This window comes from Ruegeria sp. CDSB136, from assembly GCF_059610965.1.
In genome coordinates, this window is the sequence record NZ_JBXWOP010000035.1 from 1 (window position 1) to 20,287 (window position 20,287).

Below are 20,287 nucleotides of genomic sequence, written 5' to 3' on the forward strand. Positions count from 1 at the left end.
GCCAGATTCTCGGCAATGTCCACGAACTGGCAGCCGCCATAATAGCGCCGCCCGGGATAGCCTTCGGCGTATTTGTTGGTCATCACCGAGCCCTGCGCCTCCATCACTGCGGCGCTGACGATGTTCTCGGACGCAATCAGCTCGATTTCATCGCGCTGGCGCCCCAACTCGGACCGGATCGAGCCGAAAAGCTCAGGATCACGATCCGAAAGAGACTGGGTGAAAAAACCATTTATGCGGTTGGGGGCGTTCACGTGGAAACCTCCTGAAAAGGCCTCCCGACGGGATCACCGGCGGGAGGAAGTGAGGGAAAAGGTCAGATTACGCGGTCCCGGGGCGGGCGGCCGGCAAAGAAGTCACTGAGATTGTCGAGAACCCTGAACCCCATGGCTTCACGGGCTTCGCGAGTGGCGCTGCCAAGGTGCGGCAGCATCACCAGATTGTCGCATTGCAGAAGGTCCGGGCTGATACGTGGTTCGCCGTCGAACACATCCAGCGCAGCACCGCCGATCATGTCGAACATCAGGGCCTGAATAAGCGCCCATTCGTCAATCACCTCGCCGCGCGCGGTGTTGATCAGGAAGGCGTCCTGTTTCATCAGGCTCAGCCTGCGCGAGTTGATCAGGTGGCGGTTCGCCGCGCCGCCAGGGCAGTGCAGTGAGACGAAATCGCATTGCGGCAGCAGTTCGTCCACCGTGTCCACCTGAACGGCGTTGCATTGGCCCAGAACGTCCGGCGATATCTGGCTGCGGTTCTGCACGATGATTTTCATGCCGAAGCCATGATGGGCGCGGCGGGCCATTTCCTGACCGATGCGGCCAAAACCGATAATGCCCAGTGTCTTGCCACTGACCTTGGTGCCAACCAGATGGGTAGGGCGCCAGCCGGACCAACCTCCGGCGCGCAGTTCCCGTTCGCCTTCACCCGCACGACGGGCCACCATCAGCAGCAAGGTCATGGCCAGATCGGCGGTGCATTCGGACAGCACGTCGGGTGTGTTGGTGACAGTCATACCCAGATCGCGGGCTGCCGGTTCGCAGATGTGACTGTAGCCGACACCATAATTGGCCAAGATCCTGGTCTGCGCGGCAGGCACATCCAGCGCCTCGGCGCTGAGTGTGTCGGTCACGGTCGGCAACACCGCGTCATACCGTTTCAGCGCATCGCGGATTTCGGCCGGAGACATGGGTTTGTCTCCGGTATTCAGCACGGTGTCATAGCTTTCGGCCAGTTGCGCCTCGACCGCAGCTGGCCAGCGGCGTGTTACAAGGACTGAAGGTTTAACCATCACGCGGCCTTTCCCATGACGCGGGCGATCGTTTCGCCGATGACTGCGGGGTTTTCCGCCACGGTCACACCTGCGGCAGAAAGGATTTCAACCTTTTCCGAGGCACTTTCGCCAAAGGCCGAAATGATCGCACCTGCATGGCCCATGGTCCGGCCCTTGGGGGCTGTCAGACCCGCGACATAAGCCACCACGGGCTTGGTGATGTGGTCACGGATATACTCCGCCGCTTCGGCCTCTTGCGGGCCGCCGATCTCTCCGATCATGGCAATGACCTCGGTGTCTTCGTCCTGTTCGAACCGTTCAAGGATGTCACGGAAGGACGAACCGTTGATCGGGTCGCCACCGATGCCGACGCTGGTAGACACACCGATTCCGCGTTCTTTGAGCTGCGCTGCAGCCTCGTAGCCCAGCGTGCCCGAGCGCCCGATGATTCCCACGTTGCCCGGCAGGTAGATATGGCCGGGCATGATACCCAGCAGCGCCTTGCCCGGGCTGATTGTTCCGGCGCAGTTCGGCCCGGTCAGCACCATGCGCTTGTCGCGCGGGTAGCGGTACATGTAGCGTTTGACCCGGATCATGTCCTGGGCCGGGATGCCGTCGGTGATGCAGACGCAATAGCGGATGCCGGCATCCGCCGCTTCCATGATCGAATCCGCTGCAAACGGTGGCGGAACGAAGACAAGGCTGGCATCGGCACCCGTGGCCTCGACGGCCTGTTTGACGGTGTCAAAAACCGGCACGCCTTCGACGGTTTCGCCACCTTTGCCGGGGACAACGCCGCCGACAACATTGGTGCCGTATTCCAACATGTCCTTGGTGTGAAAACGCGCCATGCGTCCGGTGATACCCTGAACGATAACGCGGCTGTCGCGGTCGAGAAGAATGCTCATTACACAGCCCTCATCTTGGTGTTTTGGGACAGGTCGTTGCGCCATGCGCCAACGGCGCGTTCGGCGGCTTCCATCAGGGTGGTTGCACGGATGATCGGCAAACCGGATTTGGCCAGAATCTTCTGACCCTCTTCGACATTCGTACCGGCCAGACGCACGATGACAGGAATGTCGATGTCCAGTTCGCGCAATGCCTGCACGACACCTTCTGCAACCCAGTCACAGCGGTTGATTCCAGCAAAGATGTTGACCAGAACCGCCTGAACATTGCTGTCCGACAAAACCAGGCGGAAGGCCTTGGCGACCCGCTCGGGTGAAGCACCGCCGCCGATATCGAGGAAGTTCGCAGGCTCCCCACCGGCCAGCTTAATGGTGTCCATCGTGGCCATGGCCAGACCGGCACCGTTCACGATGCAGCCGATATTGCCTTCGAGGCCGACATAGGACAGGCCACGATCGGCCGCGCGGCTTTCACGGGGGTCTTCCTGGCTTTTGTCGCGCAGTTCAGCAATCTGCGGGTGACGGAACAGGGCGTTGTCGTCAAAGCTCATCTTGGCGTCCAGCGCCAGAACGCGATCATCGCCGGTTATGACCAAAGGGTTGATCTCGACCATGGTCGCGTCCAATTCGCTGAATGCGGCATAGCAGCCCTGAAGGGTGCGGACCATTTGCTGCACCAGTCGCGGCTCAAGCCCCAGTTCGAAGGCGATCTCGCGCGCCTGGAATTCCTGCAACCCTACAGCCGGTTCCACGATTGAGCGTACGATGCTGTCCGGGCGTTCGGCCGAAATCTCCTCGATCTCCATTCCGCCTTCGGACGACGCGACAATCATCACCCGCTGGCTGGAGCGATCAAGTACGAAACCCAGGTAAATCTCGCGGTCGATGGGCACGGCGGCTTCTACATATACGCGGTAGACGCCTTTGCCTTCCGGGCCGGTCTGATGCGTAACCAGCTTGCGCCCGAACAGGTTGTCACAGGCCTCGTAGATCTCGCTTTCAGTGTTGCACAGCTTGACGCCGCCAGCCTTGCCGCGCCCGCCTGCATGCACCTGCGCCTTGACGATCCACTTGTCGCCGCCAAGCTCGCGAGCGCGGTAGGCGGCTTGCTCGGGGCTGTAGGCCAATGCACCCGGCGGGACATCGACCCCAAACTTCGAAAGGACCTCTTTGGCCTGGTATTCATGAATATCCATCTGCATTCCTCCCGTTCATGCAGTGCGATTACGCGGCAATTGATGTGCCGTAACGGCTTTCCAGCAGCGCCTCGATTTCTTCGAAATCGACGGTGCCTCCCAACTCATACAGAGCCTCGGCGAACAGGCGCACGATGCGGCTGACGGCCTGATGGTTGAGCTGGTTCAGAATGCCGATGCGAACCTGCACCGGGGCGCTGAGCGTGGGCCAGATGCCAAACCCGCGCGCCCGGCAATTCTGAACAAGTTCCATTTCACGACCTGCCAGTTCTGTCGGCAGATTGAGAACGACAAGGCTGGGCATGTCCGAGGTCACTTCGCAACCAAGCGCGGTCACAGCGTCGCGCAGAACGCATTCGTGTGTGCGATATGACGCGGATCGCTTGGCCAGCCCCTCCTGAAGGGTCAGGCGCAGCGACTCGTGAAATGCGGCAACGGCGTAGCCCGAATGTGTGCGGTGATAGGTTCCCTTTTCGACATCCTGCCCGTCGACGATGCCCCAGTGGCGGGCTTCGAAAATCGGGTTGTGGACATAGGTATATGCACCCGTCGCCTTCAGCGAATTGATATACGAGTCGGTGAAGCTGACCGGCGCGTAGGTCAGTGGCAAGCAGCACAGGCCTTTCTGCGGACAGGATGCCCAACCTGCGATCCCGGGAAAATCATCAATCCGGAAATCCTCTACGCCCAAGGAAGAAACCGCGTCGATCAGGCCCATGGCCCCATGACGTTCGCAGGCATCCGAGAAACCGCGCAGATCGTTGATGCGCCCCGATCCGGTTTCCCAATGCGCCATGAAGGCCCATTTCGGTTTATGGCGAGCCAGGGCCTTTTCGACCATTTCACCCGTAACCGGTTGCCCATGAGGCACTTCGATCACGACAACGCTTGCCGCCTGCGGGTCCAGCGGGCTGGAGGCGTGTTCCTGCGGTGTCGCGGCCTTGATCCGCAGGGTCAGCGAGTCGATGCCCGAAAACGTACCGTTCGAAAAGGCGACAACCTTGTCGCCTGGCATCACGGCCGAGAACATGGTGTCCAGTGCGCTCCAACCGGTGCCGGCGACGGCGAAGGTATAGGCGTTGTCGGTACCCCAGATTTCGCGCAGCATGTATTTGCATTCGACCATTCCGCGCAAAACATCGCCTTGCATGTGGTCTGCAACGCCTGCGCTGGAAAACGCCTGCAGAACGCGGGCGTCCGTATTGCCGGGGCCGGGTCCGGCCGCCAGGGTCTCGGGGATTTCCAGCGGGGGATAAACCTGGAACGTCATTTGTGATCCTCCTCAGCTACGGGATGATTGGCAGAGCCCGTGTATCGCGTTGGCGATCAGCAAAACTGAAACTTGCCCGAACGCGCAACGTAACTTAATACTGCTTTTGGGCATCTAATTGGGTGGGAAAAAACCTACCCATTAGTGTAAGAATACAAAGGTGTACTGAGATAGAACCTACCGGAATGGGTAGTTTTTGAGAATTTTGGGCGGAAAATCAAATGACTGAAAAACCCCGATACCCGATTGACGTCATGCTGGCCGACAACAATCCGCTCGTCCTGTCTGCGATGTCGGAGATTTTTGAACGTGATCCGCGATTCTCTTTGGTGGCCACGTCCGCCACAGCCGAGGGGTTTCTGGGCGCGGTCATGCGGGTGCCTGTGCAGGTCTGCGTCGTGGCGTGGAACCTGCCGATTTTGGGTGCTGCCAAACTGATCGAGGTGCTGCGTGAACAGCAAAACGCACCCCGTTTCATTGTGTATGGCGACGAGGCCGGCGACGTTCCCAGGTTGGCCATGCAGGCCGGGGCCGCAGGGTTTGCCCCACGGTCAGGTGAAGTGGAGGGTTTGCTTGAAACCTGCGCCGACGTTGCTGCCGGCAAGATGGTGTTTCCCTTCATCGATGTCAGGAAGATGCATCAGGATCCGATTCATGGTCTGTCACGCAAAGAACGCGCGATCCTGGAGGCTTTGGCCAAAGGACTGTCAAATCGTGACCTGTCGAAAGAGCTGCAAATATCGACGAATACGGTCAAATTTCATCTGTCCAATATTTATGAAAAACTGTCCGTCAAAAACCGCGCTCAGGCGATCGCATATTACTATTCTTCGAAGTCAGCGCCTGAATGAGTGAGGCTCGTTTTGCGGCTGATCGTATGGCGTTCGCCGGATAATCCGGCGACGAAACACAGCCATTGCTGCGACGGAGTTCAGGGACCACCTGAACTCCGCTGATTCCGTCAGAATTGCGAAGGGCGCCCAGGCGGGCGCCCCGTACAAAATTTCAGCATCGCATATTGGCGCCGTTGGGATCGTAAAGCGGGCCGCCAAGCACTTCGGCATCGTAGAACTCGCCGAGGATTTCAACCTGAAGGACCGTTCCGGGCGCTGCGTGCTCCGACGCGACATAGCCCATCGCCATGGAATAACCCATCCGGTGCGCATATCCGCCTGAGCTGACGTAACCTACCGCCGCGCCATCCTTCAGGATTGCTTCGTCGCTGGAGACATCGATCCCTTCGACGTCGATTGTCATGGTCACAAGCTTTTGTTTCACACCCTCGGCACGGAAACCTTCGGTCGCCTGCTTGCCGACGAAATCTTTCTTCCAGTTGATGAAGACATCCATTCCGCTTTCCACTGCATTGAAATCCGGCCGGAATTCCGTGGTCCAGACACCCCAGCCTTTTTCAAGCCGCATCGACATGAGCGCACGTGCGCCATACCAGCGATAGCCCAGATCAGCCCCGGCACCCTCGATCGTTTCGGCAAGCCGCAACAGGTATTGGGGGCGGCAGTAGATTTCAAAACCAAGCTCGCCCGAAAAACTGATACGGTTCAAAATGACCGGAACCCCGCCCACGAAGGTTTGTCGCAGATCGCGGAATTTCATGGCGTCAGCGCTGACATCGGTGCGGGTGATACGCGACAACAGTTCTCGTGACTTGGGACCGGACAGCGCTATCCCGTGCCAGTCGTCTGAAACATTGGCGTAAGTGACATCATCCGGCAGATCCTTTTCGAACCAGCGGCGGTGCGCTTCCTGCATCGCGCCCGACCCAAACAGCATAAAGTGATCCTCGGCCAGGCAGGCAACGGTCAGGTCACCGTACAGCTTGCCTTTTGGGGTAAGCATCGGCGTCAGGGTCAGGCGGCCGGGTTTAGGAACATAGCCCGCCACAATGCGGTCCAGATAAGCGCGCGCGCCTTTGCCTTTGAACTCGTGCTTGGCGAAGTTCGCAATCTCGATGCCGCCGACGGCATTCTGCACGGCGTCCACCTCGCGTTTGACATAATCGAACGAGCGGTTGCGCTCGAAAGTCGGATCCTCGTGGGCGTCCTCGGGACCGTCCGCAAACCACTGGGCGTTTTCAAGTCCAAAGCCCTGATCCATCAAGGCACCCTTCGCGACCAGACGATCGTAAAGCGCGGTGGTTTTCTGCATCCGGCCCTTGGGAAGGGTCTCGTTGGGGAAGGTCATGACAAAGCGGCGTTCGTAGTTTTCGGCCGATTTGACGGTTCCCCAGTCCGGCGTCGCAAACTCGCCAAACCGCGCGACGTCCATGGCCCAGACATCAATCGAGGGTTCTCCGTCGATCATCCATTCCGCCATGGTCAGACCAACGCCGCCGCCCTGACAGAACCCCGCCATGACACCCACCGCGACCCAATAGTTCTTCATCCCCGGAACCGGGCCGATCATCGGGTTGCCGTCCGGGCCGAAAGTGAATGGCCCGTTAATCATGTCCTTGATGCCAGCCTCGCCGATTGCCGGTATCCGTTCGAACGACATTTCGAGTCGTTCGGCGATGCGGTCGAGATCGGGCTGCAGCAACTCGTGGCCGAAATCCCACGGGGTCCCGTCGACTTTCCATGGGGTCGACTTCGGCTCATAGGTGCCCAGCAACATGCCCTGCCGTTCCTGCCGGAAATAGATGTTGGCCTCATAATCGATACCCGCAGGCAGGCGACCGGCGTCGCCCATGCTTTCCATGCGCTCGGCGATCATCGGGATCTTGTCGGTGATCAGGTAGTGATGCTCCATCGGTTGTACCGGAAGGTGAATGCCGGACATCTGGCCGACTTCGCGGGCCCACAGGCCGCCGCAATTGACCACCTGTTCCGCATTGATCGTGCCTTTCGGTGTCGTCAGATCCCAGCTTCCGTCCGGGCGCTGGCTCATCGCGGTCACACCGCAATGGGTAAAGTACTGCGCGCCGTGTACACGGGCCGATTTGGCAAAGGCATAGGTCGCGCCCGAAGGGTCAAGATCACCGTCCTGATCGTCCCAAAGGGCTGCGTGGTAATGCTTGGGGTCGATCAGCGGATGACGCTCGGCCAGTTCCCTTGGACTTATGAATTCCTGATTGAGCCCCATGTACCGCGCCTTTGAACGTTCGCGTTTGAGGTAATCGTACCATTCCTTGGTCGATGCCGCGTAGAAGCCCCCAGTGATATGCAGGCCAACCGAGTGGCCCGATGTCTCTTCGATTTCCTTGTACAGATCAATCGTATAGCTTTGCAGACGGCTTATGTTGGGGTCCGAACTGATCGTGTGTATCTGCCCGGCCGCGTGCCAGCTGGACCCGGATGTCAGTTCATCGCGTTCCAGCAGTACGACATCCTTCCACCCGAACTTGGCAAGGTGAAAAAGGATCGAACATCCGACGACGCCGCCGCCAATGACGACAACCTTGGCGTGGGAAGGAAGCGGTTTGCCTGTGGCTGTATCGTCTTTTTGAATTTCGGGCATTGAAGGTGTCCTTGGTTAAGCTTTAAGCGTTTCAAGAAAGGCCGGATTAGGCCCACAATGTTTATTGCGCTGCTCACGCGATCATTGCGGTTTCGGTCGCGACGTTGGCAGGGGGCGTCGCGTTGGCTGTTTTCCTAGTACCAGGCATCGGGCAGTTCCTCTTTGCGTCTGGCGACAAATGCCTCCAGTTCTTCGCGCAGCGCGGCGTCGATCGGAGGTTCCTCATATTCTTTCAGCATCTGCTTCCAGCGACTGTGGGCGCGCTGGCGCATGTCTTCCGAACCGTTTTCTTCCCAGCTTTCGACATTCTCGCTGTCGCTGAGCCTGGGTTCGTAGAATGCTGTCTGGTAGTGGCGCATCGTGTGACCGCATCCCAGAAAGTGCCCGCCTGGGGCGACTTCGTCGTATGCGTCCCGGGCCAATGCGTCGTCTGAAGTGTCCAGCCCCTGGCACAAGACTTTCTGATAGGATCCAAGCCGGTCCGCATCCATGATCAGCTTCTCGAAACCGGTGCACAATCCGCCTTCCAGCCAGCCTGCCGAGTGCAGGACAAAATTTGCCCCTGCCAGCATAGTGGAATGCATGGAATCCGCGCTTTCGTATGCCGCTTGGGCGTCCTCGATCTTCGATGCTGTCAGGGACCCGCCGCACCGCAACGGCAACCCGGCGCGGCGCGCCAGTTGACCTATTGCATAGTTCGACATGACAGGTTCGGGCATTCCAAAAGTGGGTGCGCCCGATTTCAACGACATCGACGACAGGAAGTTGCCCAGCACAAAAGGCGCGCCCGGGCGGATTAGCTGAATATACGCACAGACCATCATCGCTTCGGCCATGGCCTGTGCCACGGACGCCGCGGTTGAGACCGGCCCCATTGCCCCCGAAAGGATAAAGGGCACCACGACCATGCCTTGCCCGCGGGTTGAATACACCCGTGCCGCTTCGGTCACCACACGGTCCACCAAAAGTGGAGAGTTCGTGTTCACGTTCCCCATGATGACGCAGTTATCGGCCATTACGTCAGCGCCGAACACGATTTCGGCCATGTCGACGCTGTCCTGCGCGCGGCTCATTTCCGTAATCGCGCCCAGATGCGGTTTGTCGCTGAGGGTCATGTGCGCGAACAGCATGTCGAGATGCCGTTTGCTGACCGGAACGTCACAAGGCTCACAGGTGACGAAGCCACCGTGATGCAGGTTCGGGTGCAGATAAGTTAGTCGCACGAGATCCCGGAAGGCGGCCATATCGCCATATCGGCGCCCACCTTCGAGATCGCGTACAAAAGGGGCGCCGTAAATCGGCGCGAAGACCTGATGCTTGCCGCCAATAATGACTGATCGGTCCGGGTTTCGGGCCAGTTGTGTGAACTCGGCCGGAGCCTGAGAGCACAGGTTGCGAATCCAATCGGCCGGCGCGCGCACGATGTCGCCGTCAACCTTTGCACCTTCGCGCTTCCAAAGCGCAAGCGCCTCGGGGTCGTCGCGAAAGGCGATGCCCACGTCTTGCAGGATCCAGTCGACCTGTTCCTCAAGCCGAACGATCTGATCCTCATCAAGCACACCGAAATGCGGGATTATGCGACGAATATAGGGTGAGGGCGGTGCGCCAGTTGGCGCATTTCCCCGTGTTCTTGAACTGCGTGTCCGGCGCGCCATGAATGCCCTCTCTGAATCTGTCTATTCTGAAATTATCGCCTGGGTGGGCCTTTGTGACGTTTGAAAATTTCGATGAATTAGATAAACACAGCTTATGCAAAAGCTTTGGTCACATCTGTCCTCACCGCGCCGCCTCGTCTTTTTCGAGGCTGCAGCAAGGACCGGATCGTTCACACGTGCGGCGCAGGAATTGAACGTTCAACAACCAGCGGTCAGTATGGCGATCAAACAACTCGAAAGCTCGCTTGGTGTTCTTCTGTTCCAGCGTAGCCATCGTAAGATCAGCCTGACAAATGCTGGAAGCAAGTTGTTCGCCGACGTGACACGCGCGTTTGAACAGCTTGCGCAGTCCGCCGAATCCATCCGGCAATTTGCCAGCAATGATCACGTGACACTCAGCGCGTCTTCGGCATTCAACAACTATTGGCTTCTGCCGCGCATCGGGTCCTTTCAGCGCATCCATCCTGATATCGACCTGCGCCTGCAATCCAGCGATCGAGAGCCTGATCTGAATGTTGAAACGATCAGCCTGGCCATTCGACTTGGGGCCGGAGACTGGCCGGACTGCGAATGTGCGTTGATCGCCGAGGAAGTGATCTATCCCGTCGCGTCGCCCCGGGTGATGGCGGCAGCGGTGAACCTCAGAAATGTGCCGGGGCTTCTCAGCCAACGCTTGATCCATCTTGAGGAACCAATTCGCGAACGCCCCTCGTGGCGGCAGTGGTTCTGGGAGTTCGGAGTGACGGAAATACCGCCGCGCAGCGGTCTGCGCCTGAATGACTATGCACTGGTGCTTCAAGCCGCCATTGCGGGCGAGGGGTTCGCCTTTGGGTGGGACCACCTTGTCGCGCCTTTGGTTCAGCAGGGCCTGCTTGCCGCGCGGCCAGAGTGGACCTGGAAAACAGGGAAGGGGATCTACCTGGTCTGGTCGAAGTCCCGGGAGCTGACACCCAAGGCCGAAATCGTGCGGAATTGGATATTGTCCGTAAAACAAGGTGCCTGACGAGAGGGTCGCTGGCGGCCATGCAGAGCGTTTTCCGCCACCGGCGACGGGCTGCGGAATAGCTGCTGTCTGAACCCTATCGCAACTGTTCCTGATCTGCGCGGCCTCAGGTGAATTGGGGTTGCCGCCCCTTCCCAAACGGCTGCAAGGTGACACAAAGCGCCTGAACAGGAGCAAAGAACAACATGGCAGGTCAGTCCGGCAATGACGCCGTTTTTCTGAACGGCAGCCTGATGCGGCACGTGACGCGCATGTCCTTGACCACCAGCATTGGTCTGATGGCAATTTTCGCGGTCGACTTTGTGGACATGATATTCATCTCGATGCTGGGCAATGACGCTCTGGCTGCGGCGGTCGGCTATGCGGGGACATTGTTGTTCTTTACCAACGCCATCAATATCGGGCTGTCGATCTCCGCCGGGGCGCTCGTTGCACGTGAACTGGGCGCGGGCAGGCCAGAGCAGGCGCGCCACTATGCATCCAGCGTCGCGGTTCTGGGGCTGATTGGTGGTATCCTGATTTCGGCTTTGGTTCTGATGAACCTGACCTTTCTACTGTCGCTTCTGGGCGCGGAGGGCGAGGTGCTGCGTCTATCGGTCCGCTATGTTTCGATCATCCTGCCGACAATGTGCGTCATGTCCGTTGCCATGACGGCGATGGCTGTATTGCGCGCGCATGGTGATGCGCGACGTTCGATGATGGCGACGATCTACGGCGGTTTGGTGAATGCCGTCCTTGATCCCGTTCTGATCTTCGCAGTGGGGCTTGGACTGGATGGCGCCGCAATTGCGTCGGTATTGGCAAGGCTTTGTATGCTGGCAGCCGCGATACTGCCCGCGTTGCGCGTGCACCGGGGCTTTATGCGGCCATCGCTGTCACAGGTTGCGCACGATCTGCGCCCTGTGCGAACCATCGCAATTCCAGCGGTTCTGACCAATGTCGCAACTCCGATTGGAAACGCCATCGTAGTTCGGGAAATTGCTCAATATGGAACTGACGCGGTGGCGGGGATGGCCGTGATCGGCCGCCTGATGCCGGTGGCGTTTTCTGTGGTGTTTGCTTTGTCAGGCTCAATCGGTCCGATCATCGGGCAGAACTTCGGGGCCGAACGATATGATCGTGTGCGGGCCGCCTTTTGGGCCGGTATCCGGTTTACCGGGATATACGTCGTGGCAATGGCGGCTATCCTGTTTCTTCTGCGTGGACCAATCGCGGATTTGTTTGCAGCGCAAGGCGAAACACGGACGCTGATCTACCTGTTTTGCGGACCGCTGGCGCTGGCTTCGTTTTTTAACGGAGTGATTTTTGTCGCAAACGCCAGTTTCAACAATCTTGGGCACCCGGTCTATTCGACCTGGATCAACTGGGGGCGACATACCGTTGGAACTTGGGTCTTTGTCGTTATCGGATCCAAGCTGGCGGGCGCTTCTGGCGTGCTGCTGGGACAGGCCTTTGGTGGGGTAATCTTTGCCCTGGTAGGATGGGTTCTGGTCGAGCGCGTCGTCGCAGGGCTGGCACACCCGCAGAAGATCGACCCGTTTACAGGGCAAAACCGTATCCACTCGCTGTTCGGGCGTCGCGGTTGGTGATCTGAGGGATCAGTTACCCTGGTTACGGGCCTCCAGCCGTTCCAGATTAACAACCGTCGACAGCATCAGCCGATCATGGCTCCAGTCATGTGTCTGGCGAAGCGAGGCTGATCCAAGCGCAAGCAAGGTTGCAAAAGTCAGTGTCAGACCCAAAAACAGAACCGGCAACGGAGCCGTAGCCACCTGCGTGTCGGTCAGCGCGATCACACGCTGCTGCAATACCCGCTTGGCCTTTCCACCGGAAACCAGCGCTACATTCAGAACCTTCGGGTTCCGCATCGCGACTGTGCGGGCGCAATAATCCAGCAGGCAGGACGTGTAGTCCCGCGCGTCGATCCCTTTGCGGGCAACAACCGACTGATCACAGGCCAATTCCCGCAACCGGTCGAACTGATATTTCAGAAGCTGATAGGCCGGGTTCCAGAAAAGAACGGGGCGCAACAGTTCGAATCCCAGTTCCCATTCCACGTCACCCGCGCGGATATGCTGAAACTCATGTGCCAGAGCAAACCGCATTTCACGCGGCGTATTCAGCAAGTGGCTGGGCAAAACAACGTGACGGCGGCGCAGACCGCGCACCGCGAAGGGAACTGTGATACGGTCCGACAGGCGAATGTCCACTTTGCGCGAGCGGCGCCACAGAAAACTTGTCCCGATCGTGTTGCGAATGGAAATCGCATCACGCACAGCGCGGACAAGATACAGCGCCGAGATCATCGCCAGAGCTATCAGGACAATAATCAAAACCAGAGACTCACCCGAAACGATATGATCGATCCAGCGTTCGCGGGTGTTAAGCAATGCCTCGAACTGGACCGCTGGCATCGCGATTTCGCCGCGCAGATAAGCGGCAACCGCAATGTCACCCAGCGCCACTGCGCGACCGGGCCATGCCAGCCCGGCCAATGCCGAAGCGCCGAGCGCCAGCAGAGGACTGAGTACCACGCAAATGCACAGCGTTTTGAGCGCGCGCAACTGCGCGACAAAGCTGTTTCGCATCGGAGTCTTCGCCAATGTCGCGCGGGCCAGCAGCCAGATAAGGGCGGACAGGCCAAGCACGATGTTCAATTCGAGATATGTATCGAGAACCGGTTTAACCGCTGTCATTTTGCAGTCTCCTCTCTACCAGTGCCCGAATTTCCTCCAGATCGGCTTCGCTCAGCCCCGCGTCATCGACCAGACGCGCCACCAGCGTGGCGGGTGTGTCGTCGAACAATGTGCGGGACAGGTTTTGAAGCGAACGCGCCTGATACCTGTCTTTTTCCAGAAGCGGTCTATAGATCAGCGTTTTTCCGTCTTTGCGGCTTTCGACGAAACCTTTCTCGTCGAGAATGCGCAGGATCGTCGCGCCGGACGTATAGGCCAGATTGCGTTCTGGTGGCAGACAATCAAGCACGTCACGGACCGAGCCCTGACCCAGCGCCCAGAGTTCGTTCATGAACTCGAGTTCTACTTCGGTCAGGAGGTTTGTTGTTTTTTTCTTTCGCATCGGTCTTTCGTGTCGCATTTTTTAGTATGCCTGACAGACAAGCATCCTTTCGCTGTTTCGCAAAGCTTAAACTTTCCAGAAGACAAAAATGCCCCAGCCGATGGACAGGAAAAGTGGTGTCCAGACGGGCTGACCCACCAGGCCCAGCCAGGCAAGGAAGATATAGGCCGAGCCCAGCAGGGTAATAAACAGCCTGTCGCCCAGCGTGGTGGTCAGCCCCAGCACGCCGCGCCGTTCGATGCCGTCGCGGAATTTGAACCCTTCCAGCAGGCCAATCAGCGCAATGGCCGAGAAGATGCCGACGAACACGGCCAGCGTGGCTGGGGTCCAGGCCATCCAGAAGTCCGGCCACAAGGGGTCAGTCCACGAGAATCCTTTTTCCTCTTGCTGGCCGACATTGCCCCAACCGGCCTTCGCCTGTGCAAGGGCCGACGACGGCATGAAGGGAAGGGTGAGAAGGAGTTTGCGCATATCGAACCTCACACACGTCCCATCGCGAAACCGCGCGCGATGTAGTTGCGGACAAACCAGATGACGATGGCACCGGGGATGATTGTAAGCGTCCCGGCTGCCGCAAGCAGGCCCAGTTCATACCCGGCACTTGAGGCGGTGCGCGTCATCACGGCGGCGATGGGTTTGGCCTCGACCGCAGTCAGGGTCTTGGCCAGCAGCATTTCAACCCACGAGAACATGAAGCAGAAGAACGCAGCAACGCCCACGCCTGCCTTGATGTTGGGCAGAAAGATCGTGACGAAAAAGCGCGGGAAGGAATAGCCGTCGACATAGGCGGTCTCATCCAGCTCTTTCGGGATGCCGCGCATGAACCCTTCCAGAATCCACACGGCCAGCGGCACGTTGAACAGCGTATGCGCCAGCGCCACGGCCAGGTGCGTATCGAACAGACCGATCGAGGAGTAGAGCTGGAAGAACGGCAGCGCAAAGACCGCAGCCGGTGCCATCCGGTTGGTCAGCAGCCAGAAAAACAACTGTTTGTCGCCCAGAAAACGATAGCGCGAAAAAGCATAAGCGGCTGGCAGGGCAACGCAGACCGAAAGTACTGTGTTCAGAGTCACATAAGTGATCGAGTTGATGTAGCCCCAGTACCATGTCGGATCGGTGAAGATGGTGATGTAGTTCTCCAGCGTAAAGGTCTGGGGAAACAGGGAAAAGCCCGACAGGATCTCGTTCGTGGTCTTGAAGGACATTGCCACCAGCCAGTAGATCGGCAGCATCAGGAACGCGATATAAAGGATCGGGATGATGGACCGCTTTTTCATTGCGCGTCATCCTTTGTCATCAGAGTGTAGAAGACCCAAGAGACCAGCAGCGTGATGGCGAAATAGATCAGGCTCATCGCGGCCGCAGGGCCAAGGTCGAACTGTCCCAGTGCGATCTTCACAAGATCGATTGACAGCAGGGTGGTTGAGTTGCCGGGGCCGCCACCAGTCAGAACGAACGGTTCGGTGTAGATGTTGAAACTGTCCATGAAGCGCAGCAGCACGGCGATGGTCAGGACGGTTTTCATCTTGGGCAGTTGGATATAACGGAACACAGACCAGGGGCTGGCGCCGTCGATCTTCGCAGCTTGATAGTAGGCGTCCGGGATCGACACCAAACCCGCGTAGCACAGTAGAACCACCAGCGAGGTCCAGTGCCAGACATCCATGACGATGACAGTGATCCAAGCCGATAGCGGCTGTTGCGTCATGTCATAGTTGATGCCCAGAACGTCATTCAGAAAATACCCCAGCAGACCGATCTTTGGCAGGGTGAAGATGTTCCACATCGACCCGACCACATTCCACGGGATCAGCATGGGCAGGGCCATCAGCACCAGACAGACCGGCACCCAGAACCCCTTGCGCGGCATTGAAAGGGCCACGATGATGCCCAGCGGAACCTCGATCAGCAGGATCAGCGCGGTGAACAGGAATTGCCGCCCCAGTGCGGCCTGAAACCGGTCGGACCGCAGGATTTGTTCAAACCAACCAAGGCCTTCCCAGAAGAACTGGTTGTTGCCGAATGTTTCCTGCACCGAGTAGTTGACCACCGTCATCATTGGCACCAGCGCGTTGAACGCGACCAGAGCCAGCACAGGTAGGACAAAGAACCAAGCCTTTTGATTTTCCGTTCTCATTGCGCCCGCTCCTGAGTTGCGATCCAGCCGTCGCGATAGACGCGGGATTGTTCGGGTTTGAATTGCAGGAAAACCTGTGACCCGGGTTCGGGCACACTGTGTTCGGTCACGGCCTTGAGGGCAGTATTGCCGACCATCGCGCTGATCACATAGTGACGGCCGATGTCGGCGACTTTGGTCACGTGCGCGGGAATGCCGGTGTCGCCAAATCCAACATACTCGGGCCGGATACCCAGATCGGTGCGGCCCCCATCACCATGAGTTGGGCCTTCCAGCATGACCTCATGGCCTTCGAAAACCGCTCGGTCGCCTTTCGCCTCGCAGGGCAGCACGTTCATGCCGGGTGAGCCAATGAAGTGGCCGACAAACGTGTGCTGAGGGCGTTCGAACAGTTCGACGGGCGTGCCAATCTGAACCACTTCGCCTTCCTGCATCACCACCACCTCGTCCGCGAAAGTCAGAGCCTCGGTCTGGTCGTGGGTTACGTAGATCATTGTCGCTTTGACGCGCTGGTGCAGTTCTTTCAGCTTGGACCGCAGCTTCCATTTCAGATGCGGGTCGATCACGGTCAAGGGTTCATCGAACATCACCGCATTCACGTCATCGCGCACCAATCCGCGGCCCATCGAAATCTTCTGCTTGTTGTCCGGGCTCAGACCCGAGGCGCGGGTGCCCAGCATATCCGTGACGTCCAGCATCTCGGCAATTTCATCGACACGGCGCTTGATCGTGGCAGCATCCACGCCCCGGTTCTTCAGCGGAAAGGCCAGGTTCTCGCCCACGGTCATCGTGTCGTAGATCACCGGGAACTGGAACACCTGCGCGATGTTACGTTGGTCGGGGGGCAGGGCCGTTACGTCGCGGTCGTCGAACAAAATCTGCCCCTCGGACGGCGTCAGAAGGCCCGAGATAATGTTCAGCAACGTAGACTTGCCGCAGCCCGACGGGCCCAGCAGCGCATAGGCTCCGCCATCGCGCCATGTCACATCGATTTCCTTCAGCGCATAGTCTTCCGGGCCTTTCGGCGCGGGCATATAGCTGTGTCGAAGGTTTGAAAGCTTGATCTGTGCCATGTCAGGCTACCCTTTTGCCGTCTTGGCCGAAATACCGGCAATGGGCCGGGTTCATGTAGAAACTGTGATCCTCGCCCACCCGATAAGGGTGCACACCGGCGGCCAGCGAAACCCAAGCGTCGTTCCCATGTTGGAAATGCGCGCTGGAATCCGAGCCCGACAACTCTGTCACGATCACGCGCCCGGTCAGTTCCACATCCGCGTCTGTGGTGCGGAACGGGGTCACACGGTGCGGGCGCACGGCGACCATGTAATCTCCGTCGGCCATGTCAGTGACCGGCCAGCCGCCGCCGCCCGCCAGATGTGCCTGGGCACCGGAAACCGTAATGCGCGCCACATTGATCGGCGGGTCCGAGAAGACACGCGCCGCGGCGATGTTTTCCGGGTTGCGATAGATGTCGGCGGTCGGCCCAAACTGGGTCACGCGGCCATCTTCCATGAGGGCGGTGTAGCCGCCCAGCAGCAACGCCTCTTCGGGTTCCGAGGTGGCATAGACCACGACCGCGCCACGCCCTGCAAACAGGTCGGGCAGCTGTTCGCGCAGTTCTTCGCGTAACTTGTAGTCCAGGTTTGCCAGCGGTTCGTCGAGGAAGACGGCGCGGCTCTCTTTCGCAATGGCACGCGCCAGTGCGGTCCGTTGTTGTTGTCCACCTGACAACTCATGTGGGCGGCGATGTAGCATCGGGCGCAGTTGCAGCAGGTCGGCTGCTTCTTCAACGCGGCCTTCGATTTCGCTTTTCGCCATACCCGCCACGCGCAGCGGCGAGGCGATGTTTTCGAAAACGGTCATATGCGGATAGTTCACGAAGAACTGGTGCACCAGGCTGATCTGACGCTTCTGCGTGTTCAGTCGCGTGACATCCTGCCCATCCATCAGGACCTTGCCCGAGCCGATCGGGTCCAGCCCGGCCATCATCTTGATCAGAGAGGTCTTGCCCGAGCCGGTTGCACCCAACAATACATTGAAGTGGCCTGTATGAAGGGTCAGGTTTGTGGATTTGATATGGATGACGTTGCCGACCCGTTTGGTGGCATCTTGAAGTTCGATCATCTGGGAAACTCGCGGGGCATTTTAGGGTAGGCCGGGCTTGAGCCCGGCCTACGATGTTGCTGTTACTGGGACTGCCAGCGCTTAACCAGTTCGTCATAGTTGACGGTCTGGCCCTGCGGCTTTTCGTTCTCCAGCTTGGCTTTGGGCGAACCCGCTTTTTCCAGCCAGAAGGCAGGATCCTGCGGCTCGTTCAGGCGCGGGCCGCAGCCACCGTAGACACCGGCGCTTTCATCCGCGGCCTGCATACGGGCCATGGTGATGTCCATCTCTTCAGCCAGACGGTCCATCGCCTCTTGCGGGGTGAAGGCGCCCGAGTTCACGTCACCGATTTGCTGCCACCAGATCTGGGCCAGCTTCGGATAATCCGGAACGTTGATGCCGGTCGGCGACCATGCCACACGGTCAGGCGAGCGGTAGAACTCGACCAAACCACCCAGCTTGGGTGCGCGTTCGGTGAACGACTCGTGGTTAACCGAGCTGTCGCGGATGAAAGTCAGACCCACATGGGACTTCTTCACATCGACAGTCTTGGACGTCACGAACTGGGCATAGAGCCACGCTGCCTGAGCACGATCCTCGGGGGTCGACTTCAGGAAAGTCCAGGAACCCACGTCCTGATACCCAACCTTCTGGCCTTCTTCCCAGTAGGGGCCGTGCGGGCTGGGCGCCATCCGCCACAGCGGTGTGCCTTCGTCATCCACGGTGTTGTTGCCTTCGGACTTCGGCTTCACCATGTCGGCGGTGAAGGCGGTGTACCAGAAGATCTGCTGGGCCACGTTGCCTTGGCTCAGCGCCGGCAGCGACTGGTAGAAGTCATAGGACGCCGCACCCGGAGGCGCATAGTTGCGCAGCCATTCGTCCCATTTGCGGATCGCGTAGACCGCAGCAGGACCGTTGGCAGCTCCACCGCGCGACACCGAAGCGCCAACTGGGTTACAGGTGCCCGCTTCCATGCGGATGCCCCATTCGTCGACCGGAATACCATTAGGCTCACCGACGTCACCTGCCCCGGCCATCGACAGCCAGGCGTCTGTCATACGCCAGCCCAAGTCAGGCGCGCGTTTGCCGTAGTCCATGTGGCCGTAGATCGCGACGCCATCGACTTCTTTCACGTCGTTGGTGAAGAATTCGGCGATGTCTTCGTAGGCCGACCAGTTGACCGGAACACCCAGGTCATAGCCGTACTTTTCCTTGAACGCGGCCTTGTTGGCTTCATCGTCGAACCAGTCTTTGCGGAACCAATAAAGGTTTGCGAACTGCTGGTCGGGCAGCTGATACAGCTTGCCATCCGGACCGGTGGTGAACTGAATGCCCATGAAGTCATCCAGATCCAGCGTCGGCGAGGTTGTCGCCGCCCAGTCGCCGCCCATCATGTCGGTCAGCGGATAAGCCAGTTGCAGGCGGGAATGGGTGCCGATCAGGTCACTGTCGTTGACGTAGCCGTCATAGAGGTTCCGGCCGGTCTGCATCTGGGTCTGAACGGCCTGAACCACTTCGCCTTCACCAAGGATCTGGTGATTGACCTTGATGCCGGTGATCTCTTCGAACGCCTTGGTCAGAACCTCGGATTCATACGAGTGAGTGGGGATGCCTTCAGACAGGACGTTGATTTCCATGCCCGCGTAAGGCTGTGCAGCTTCGATGAACCACTGCATTTCAGCCATCTGTTCGTCTTTCGACAGGGTCGATGGCTGGAATTCGTCGTCGATCCAGCGTTGTGCTGCGGCTTCGTCGGCCCAAGCAGGACCGTGCCCCGCAATGACGGCAGCCGCCGCCACTGCGGAAAGTAGATGTCTCCGCATCTGTCTCCTCCCAAAAATTTATGGTTCTCCGGTGGGAACCGGATGTCAGATACCATCAGCGATTTTTCGCGCGCCTGTCAAACTAATTTTTTAGTAAATGAAAATGCAGATGCGTAACTCGTTGTTTTTATTATATTGAAAGAGGAATTCGGGAGGGGTCACGGCAAGGATTGCTGACTTCGCCGGAATCGGGAAAGAGCACTCAAAGTCCGAAGAACAACTGACCTAACCTCAAGTGAACCTGCGACCAGGCGCCAGATATTTGGTTCTGAAACTTTGATTTAGGAAAGTGTAAATGGCAGCCCGTAGGGGAATCGAACCCCTCTTTCCAGGTTGAAAACCTGGCGTCCTAACCGATAGACGAACGGGC

At 58.6% G+C, this 20,287-nt stretch carries 17 protein-coding genes and 1 pseudogene; 3 read left to right on the top strand and 15 right to left on the bottom strand.

The annotated features are described in order from the left end of the window. From glyA to AC2FIR_RS23145, 5 genes and pseudogenes are all read right to left on the bottom strand, one after another. Positions 1 to 254: pseudogene (glyA, locus tag AC2FIR_RS23125) on the bottom strand (serine hydroxymethyltransferase); the annotation flags it as partial. 62 nt (positions 255 to 316) lie between these two features. Then, complete coding sequence (locus AC2FIR_RS23130; protein WP_170806065.1) at positions 317 to 1,288, bottom strand: 2-hydroxyacid dehydrogenase; 972 nt, start codon at positions 1,286 to 1,288, stop codon at positions 317 to 319. Continuing rightward, the gene (gene sucD, locus AC2FIR_RS23135; protein WP_170616669.1) at positions 1,288 to 2,178 is read right to left on the bottom strand and encodes a succinate--CoA ligase subunit alpha; all 891 of its coding nucleotides are present in this window, start codon (positions 2,176 to 2,178) and stop codon (positions 1,288 to 1,290) included. The genes AC2FIR_RS23130 and sucD overlap by 1 nt, the downstream gene beginning before the upstream one ends. Then, positions 2,178 to 3,374, bottom strand: a complete 1,197-nt coding sequence (locus AC2FIR_RS23140) for a malate--CoA ligase subunit beta (RefSeq protein WP_170677652.1) — start codon at positions 3,372 to 3,374, stop codon at positions 2,178 to 2,180. Before AC2FIR_RS23140 ends, sucD begins: the two co-directional genes overlap by 1 nt. A gap of 28 nt (positions 3,375 to 3,402) precedes the next feature. Next, positions 3,403 to 4,644 carry a pyridoxal-phosphate-dependent aminotransferase family protein gene (locus AC2FIR_RS23145; protein ID WP_496744458.1) on the bottom strand — a complete coding sequence of 414 codons (1,242 nt, stop codon included), beginning with the start codon at positions 4,642 to 4,644 and terminating at the stop codon, positions 3,403 to 3,405. Positions 4,645 to 4,865: 221 nt separating this feature from the next. Between AC2FIR_RS23145 and AC2FIR_RS23150 the strand changes: the two genes are divergently transcribed. Next, a complete protein-coding gene (locus AC2FIR_RS23150; protein WP_321253760.1) occupies positions 4,866 to 5,495 on the top strand; it encodes a LuxR C-terminal-related transcriptional regulator in 630 nt (209 codons plus the stop codon). Between the two features lie 154 nt (positions 5,496 to 5,649). Here AC2FIR_RS23150 and AC2FIR_RS23155 read toward each other — a convergent pair whose 3' ends face one another. Beyond that, complete coding sequence (locus AC2FIR_RS23155; RefSeq protein WP_496744460.1) at positions 5,650 to 8,118, bottom strand: GcvT family protein; 2,469 nt, start codon at positions 8,116 to 8,118, stop codon at positions 5,650 to 5,652. Between the two features lie 134 nt (positions 8,119 to 8,252). Further along, the gene (locus tag AC2FIR_RS23160; protein ID WP_496744462.1) at positions 8,253 to 9,773 is read right to left on the bottom strand and encodes a trimethylamine methyltransferase family protein; all 1,521 of its coding nucleotides are present in this window, start codon (positions 9,771 to 9,773) and stop codon (positions 8,253 to 8,255) included. A gap of 94 nt (positions 9,774 to 9,867) precedes the next feature. Between AC2FIR_RS23160 and AC2FIR_RS23165 the strand changes: the two genes are divergently transcribed. Together AC2FIR_RS23165 and AC2FIR_RS23170 are read left to right on the top strand one after the other, a co-directional pair. Then, the gene (locus tag AC2FIR_RS23165; protein WP_496763328.1) at positions 9,868 to 10,776 is read left to right on the top strand and encodes a LysR substrate-binding domain-containing protein; all 909 of its coding nucleotides are present in this window, start codon (positions 9,868 to 9,870) and stop codon (positions 10,774 to 10,776) included. Between the two features lie 185 nt (positions 10,777 to 10,961). Continuing rightward, complete coding sequence (locus AC2FIR_RS23170) at positions 10,962 to 12,365, top strand: MATE family efflux transporter (protein WP_496744466.1); 1,404 nt, start codon at positions 10,962 to 10,964, stop codon at positions 12,363 to 12,365. A gap of 9 nt (positions 12,366 to 12,374) precedes the next feature. On the opposite strand, the gene AC2FIR_RS23175 is transcribed toward AC2FIR_RS23170, so the two are convergent. The 8 genes from AC2FIR_RS23175 to AC2FIR_RS23210 form a co-directional block, all read right to left on the bottom strand. Then, the gene (locus tag AC2FIR_RS23175; RefSeq protein ID WP_496744468.1) at positions 12,375 to 13,472 is read right to left on the bottom strand and encodes a M56 family metallopeptidase; all 1,098 of its coding nucleotides are present in this window, start codon (positions 13,470 to 13,472) and stop codon (positions 12,375 to 12,377) included. Beyond that, on the bottom strand, positions 13,459 to 13,854 hold the full coding sequence (locus tag AC2FIR_RS23180) for a BlaI/MecI/CopY family transcriptional regulator (RefSeq protein ID WP_170616654.1): 396 nt from the start codon (positions 13,852 to 13,854) through the stop codon (positions 13,459 to 13,461). Before AC2FIR_RS23180 ends, AC2FIR_RS23175 begins: the two co-directional genes overlap by 14 nt. A gap of 66 nt (positions 13,855 to 13,920) precedes the next feature. Continuing rightward, entirely contained in the window at positions 13,921 to 14,190 is a 270-nt protein-coding gene (locus AC2FIR_RS23185; protein ID WP_480713629.1) for a DUF2160 domain-containing protein, read from the bottom strand. 143 nt (positions 14,191 to 14,333) lie between these two features. Beyond that, positions 14,334 to 15,131: a carbohydrate ABC transporter permease gene (locus AC2FIR_RS23190; protein ID WP_170616650.1), complete on the bottom strand. Its 798-nt coding sequence runs from the start codon at positions 15,129 to 15,131 to the stop codon at positions 14,334 to 14,336. Continuing rightward, positions 15,128 to 15,991 carry a carbohydrate ABC transporter permease gene (locus tag AC2FIR_RS23195; RefSeq protein WP_170677640.1) on the bottom strand — a complete coding sequence of 288 codons (864 nt, stop codon included), beginning with the start codon at positions 15,989 to 15,991 and terminating at the stop codon, positions 15,128 to 15,130. Before AC2FIR_RS23195 ends, AC2FIR_RS23190 begins: the two co-directional genes overlap by 4 nt. Continuing rightward, a complete protein-coding gene (locus AC2FIR_RS23200) occupies positions 15,988 to 17,064 on the bottom strand; it encodes an ABC transporter ATP-binding protein (RefSeq protein ID WP_496763330.1) in 1,077 nt (358 codons plus the stop codon). Before AC2FIR_RS23200 ends, AC2FIR_RS23195 begins: the two co-directional genes overlap by 4 nt. 1 nt (position 17,065) lies before the next feature. After that, complete coding sequence (locus AC2FIR_RS23205; RefSeq protein ID WP_496744473.1) at positions 17,066 to 18,115, bottom strand: ABC transporter ATP-binding protein; 1,050 nt, start codon at positions 18,113 to 18,115, stop codon at positions 17,066 to 17,068. Between the two features lie 62 nt (positions 18,116 to 18,177). Next, on the bottom strand, positions 18,178 to 19,917 hold the full coding sequence (locus AC2FIR_RS23210) for an ABC transporter substrate-binding protein (protein WP_480811331.1): 1,740 nt from the start codon (positions 19,915 to 19,917) through the stop codon (positions 18,178 to 18,180). Between the last annotated feature and the right edge of the window lie 370 nt (positions 19,918 to 20,287).

Bases quoted from the DNA above. Each gene is read 5' to 3' on its own strand.
- AC2FIR_RS23145 (WP_496744458.1), bottom strand. From the start codon at position 4,644: ATGACGTTCCAGGTTTATCCCCCGCTGGAAATCCCCGAGACCCTGGCG.
- AC2FIR_RS23200 (WP_496763330.1), bottom strand. From the start codon at position 17,064: ATGGCACAGATCAAGCTTTCAAACCTTCGACACAGCTATATGCCCGCG.
- AC2FIR_RS23140 (WP_170677652.1), bottom strand. From the start codon at position 3,374: ATGGATATTCATGAATACCAGGCCAAAGAGGTCCTTTCGAAGTTTGGG.
- AC2FIR_RS23180 (WP_170616654.1), bottom strand. From the start codon at position 13,854: ATGCGAAAGAAAAAAACAACAAACCTCCTGACCGAAGTAGAACTCGAG.
- AC2FIR_RS23175 (WP_496744468.1), bottom strand. From the start codon at position 13,472: ATGACAGCGGTTAAACCGGTTCTCGATACATATCTCGAATTGAACATC.
- AC2FIR_RS23205 (WP_496744473.1), bottom strand. From the start codon at position 18,115: ATGATCGAACTTCAAGATGCCACCAAACGGGTCGGCAACGTCATCCAT.
- AC2FIR_RS23130 (WP_170806065.1), bottom strand. From the start codon at position 1,288: ATGGTTAAACCTTCAGTCCTTGTAACACGCCGCTGGCCAGCTGCGGTC.
- AC2FIR_RS23185 (WP_480713629.1), bottom strand. From the start codon at position 14,190: ATGGCCTGGACCCCAGCCACGCTGGCCGTGTTCGTCGGCATCTTCTCG.
- AC2FIR_RS23160 (WP_496744462.1), bottom strand. From the start codon at position 9,773: ATGGCGCGCCGGACACGCAGTTCAAGAACACGGGGAAATGCGCCAACT.
- AC2FIR_RS23150 (WP_321253760.1), top strand. From the start codon at position 4,866: ATGACTGAAAAACCCCGATACCCGATTGACGTCATGCTGGCCGACAAC.
- sucD (WP_170616669.1), bottom strand. From the start codon at position 2,178: ATGAGCATTCTTCTCGACCGCGACAGCCGCGTTATCGTTCAGGGTATC.
- AC2FIR_RS23190 (WP_170616650.1), bottom strand. From the start codon at position 15,131: ATGAAAAAGCGGTCCATCATCCCGATCCTTTATATCGCGTTCCTGATG.
- AC2FIR_RS23170 (WP_496744466.1), top strand. From the start codon at position 10,962: ATGGCAGGTCAGTCCGGCAATGACGCCGTTTTTCTGAACGGCAGCCTG.
- AC2FIR_RS23195 (WP_170677640.1), bottom strand. From the start codon at position 15,991: ATGAGAACGGAAAATCAAAAGGCTTGGTTCTTTGTCCTACCTGTGCTG.
- AC2FIR_RS23210 (WP_480811331.1), bottom strand. From the start codon at position 19,917: ATGCGGAGACATCTACTTTCCGCAGTGGCGGCGGCTGCCGTCATTGCG.
- AC2FIR_RS23165 (WP_496763328.1), top strand. From the start codon at position 9,868: ATGCAAAAGCTTTGGTCACATCTGTCCTCACCGCGCCGCCTCGTCTTT.
- AC2FIR_RS23155 (WP_496744460.1), bottom strand. From the start codon at position 8,118: ATGCCCGAAATTCAAAAAGACGATACAGCCACAGGCAAACCGCTTCCT.